The organism is Brevibacterium rongguiense, assembly GCF_009857845.1.
Taxonomy (GTDB): Bacteria; Actinomycetota; Actinomycetes; order Actinomycetales; family Brevibacteriaceae; genus Brevibacterium; species Brevibacterium rongguiense.
The window spans coordinates 1-3,521 of sequence record NZ_WWEQ01000109.1 but is presented as its reverse complement, the minus strand read 5'-3'; the positions used below and the strand labels follow the sequence as shown (position 1 = coordinate 3,521).

The window sequence follows — 3,521 nt, the reverse complement described above, 5'->3', positions numbered from 1 at the left end:
GGCCCGCGCGTGTACGGCCCGCCCGTGTCCGAGCCGGCCTCGCCCATCTGCGGGCCCGCTCGGGCGGGCCCCAAACCATGTGCGGGCCCGCCGTGGTCGGTGCCCCCGCACGGCCGGTGCCCCGCCCGGTGGCCGCTCAGGCCCGGGCGCCGGCCAGCGCCTCGGCGCGCACCCGGTCCCGTGCGGCCACGAGGTTGCGCAGGGCCGCCTCGACCTCCGCGTAGCCGCGCGTCTTGAGCCCGCAGTCCGGGTTGACCCACAGGCGCCCCGCCGGCACCCGGGTGAGGGCTGCGCGCAGGAGCTCGGCGAGTTCGTCCACCCCCGGCACCCGCGGGGAGTGGATGTCGTAGATGCCGGGGCCCAGCTGGGACTCGAAGCCCTCCTCCAGCTCCCCCAGCAGCTCCATGCGCGAGCGCGCCGCCTCGATCGAGGTGACATCGGCATCGAGGGCCTCGATCGCGGTGAGGATCTGGCCGAACTCCGAATAGCACAGGTGCGTGTGGATCTGGGTGGCCGCTGCGGCATCGAACGCGACGAGCCGGAAGGCCCGCACCGCCCACTCCAGATACGCGGCGCGGGCGTCGGCGCGCAGCGGCAGCAGCTCGCGCAGCGCCGGCTCGTCGACCTGCACGATGGGGATCCCGGCGCGCTCGAGGTCGGCCACCTCGTCGCCCAGGGCCACGCCCAGCTGGGCGGCGGGCACGGACAGCGGCTCGTCGTCGCGCACGAACGACCACGCGAGGATCGTCACGGGGCCCGTGAGCATGCCCTTGACCGGCCGGTCGGTCAGGCCCGCCGCGTACTGCGACCACGGCACGGTGATGGGCGCGGGGCGGGAGACGTCGCCGAACAGGATGGGCGGGCGCGTGCAGCGGCTGCCATACGACTGCACCCACCCGCGCGCCGTGGTCGTGAAGCCCTCGAGGTGCTCGGCGAAGTACTGCACCATGTCGTTGCGCTCCGGCTCGCCGTGGACGACGACGTCGAGGCCGAGCTGCTCCTGCAGCCGCACAACCCGCGCGATCTCCTCGCGCATGAGCGCGGCATACTCCTCCTCGCCGATCCTGCCCGCGCGCACATCCGCACGCGCCCGCCGGATCTCCGGCGTCTGCGGGAACGAGCCGATCGTCGTCGTGGGCAGCTCGGGCAGCCCGAGGCGCTCCTGGGCCGCGCGGCGCTGTGCCAGCGGCTCGCGCTCCACGCGGGCCGGGAGGCCTGCCGTGCGCGCGCGGACCGCGGCATCGTGCGTGCGCCCCGAGGCGGCGCGGGTGCGCCGGGCCCGGTCCGAGCGCGCGAACGCCTCCGCGCGCACGGCGGGGTCGCCGGCGGCCAGCGCGGCGGCCAGCGCCTCGACCTCGATGACCTTCTCGGCGGCGAAGGACAGCCAGCCGGCCACGTCGACGGGCAGCCCGGTCTCCGCGGCCAGGGTGTAGGGCACGTGCAGCAGCGAGGTCGACGTCGTCACGCTCACGTCCGCACCGCGGCCCAGAGTCGCCAGGACCTCGAGTCCGCCGCGCAGCTCGGCGGTCCACACATTGCGGCCGTCGATGCAGCCGGCGACCAGCCGGGTGCGGGCGGGCACCTCGCGGCCCAACCGCCGCGGGTAGTCCGGGTCCTGCGCCAGGACAGCGGGCGAGAGGTCCACGGCCAGCGCCTCGGGGGCCGCCGAGGCGAGCGCACCCAGCCCGGCGCGCAGCGTCCCGTAGGGCGCGCCCACCAGCACCTGCGGCCTGTCCTGTGCTCCCAGCAGCGTGCGGTAGGCGTCCTCGGCCAGCCCTGCGAGCTCCGCGTCCGGTGCGGCGTCGAGGTCGGCCACGAGCGCGGGCTCGTCGAGCTGGACCCAGGCGACACCGGCCTCGTGCAGGGCGGCCAGCACCCGGGCGTAGGCGGCGACGAGCTCGGGGAGGCGATCGAGCGGGCGCCCGGCGCCGGGGGCGGCCTTCGACAGCGCGAGCAGCGTGACCGGGCCCACGAGGACGGGGCGGGCGAGCACGCCGGCGTCCCGCGCCTCGGCGACGAGGGCCACGAGGCGCTCGGGCCGCGGGCGCAGGGGCGCCGCATCGGCCACCTCGGGGACCAGGTAGTGGTAGTTCGTGTCGAACCACTTCGTCATCTCGAGCGGCTGGCGCTCCTGGGTGCCGCGGGCCAGCGCGAAGTACTCCCCGTGGTCGATGTGCGCGGCCTCCCCGCCCAGCAGCCCCACCGTGAGGGCGGTCTCGAGCACGTGGTCGTAGAGGGCGAAGTCGAGCGGAATCGCCCAGTCCTCGCGCAGGCCCAGCTCCTGCAGCCGGCGGTAGGCGTCGAGGCGCAGGCTGTGGGCGGCGGAGTCGAGCTCGCCGGCGGTGATGCGGTCGGCCCAGTGGGCCTCGAGCGCCCGCTTGAGCTCCCTCTCGGGGCCGATGCGCGGATAGCCCGCGATCGTGGCGCGGGGGAACGGGGTGCGCTGGAGGTGGGCGTGCTGGTCAGCGGTGAGGATCGTCATCGGGTGCCTTTCTGCGGTGGGGTGGTGTTGCGGGGGGTGCGGGATCAGATGGGCCGGAGCGCGGCCGCGGGTGCGGCGGGGGCCAGGTCGAGCCGGTCGAGCAGCTCGCCGGTGACCTCGGCGTCGTTGAATGTGTACAGGTGGAGGCCGGGCGCGCCGGCGGCGAGCACGGCGCGGGCGAGTGCGGCGGTGGCGGCCAGCCCGATGTCCCGCTGGGCGGCCGGGGTGGGCGCGGCGGCGAGCGCGCGCGCCAGCTGCGGCGGCGGCCGCAGGCCCGCCAGCCGGCCCATGCGCTCGAGGCGCCGGGGCGAGGTGAGGGGGAAGATGCCGGGGATGATGGGCAGGGTGACCCCGGCCAGCCGCGCCCGCCGCACGAGGTCGGCGTAGTCGCGTGGGTCGAAGAAGAGCTGGGTGAGGGCGAAGTCCGCGCCGGTGCGCTGCTTGGCCAGGAGCACGTCGATGTCGAAGTCCCTATCCGGGGACTCGGGATGCCCGCCCGGGTAGGCCGCCACGCCCACCGCGAGGCGGCCGGCGCAGAACCGGGCGGCCTGCCGGGCCTCGGCGGTGCGGATGAGCGAGACGAGCTCATCGGCGTGGCGCAGGTGCCCCGGCTGAGGGGCGCGCACGCCCGGGGGCAGGTCGCCCCGGATCGCGAGGAAGCCGCGGACGCCCGCCGCCACGAAGTGGTCGATCCACGCCTCCAGCAGCGGGCGCGGGGCGCCGGTGCACGTGAGGTGGGCCAGTGGGCGCAGCCGCGGGTCGGCCGCCAGCGCGGAGACGAAGTCCGCGGTGCCCTGGGACCAGCCGGAGGTCGGCGAGCTCGTGATCGCCACATAGTCGGGGCGGTAGCCGCCGATCGTCTCGATGAGGGCCGGCAGCGCGCGGTGCGCGGCGGCGGTGCGCGGGGGGATGACCTCGAAGCTGAGGGCGGGGCGGGTGGCGCGCTCGGGCAGCGGGTCGCCGACGCCCGCGGCATCGAGCGGGGCCGAGGCGGAGCGCGCCGCAGCGGGGCGGTCGACGGCCGTACCCGAGCGGTCAG

Annotated in this window: 2 protein-coding genes; both read right to left on the bottom strand. The window is 76.6% G+C overall.

The annotated features are described in order from the left end of the window. Positions 1-136 precede the first annotated feature (136 nt). On the bottom strand, positions 137-2,482 hold the full coding sequence (gene metE, locus GSY69_RS13600; protein ID WP_160954368.1) for a 5-methyltetrahydropteroyltriglutamate--homocysteine S-methyltransferase: 2,346 nt from the start codon (positions 2,480-2,482) through the stop codon (positions 137-139). Positions 2,483-2,526: 44 nt separating this feature from the next. Then, positions 2,527-3,521: methylenetetrahydrofolate reductase (locus GSY69_RS13595; RefSeq protein WP_328698882.1), on the bottom strand; the 995-nt coding region annotated here is incomplete at its 5' end.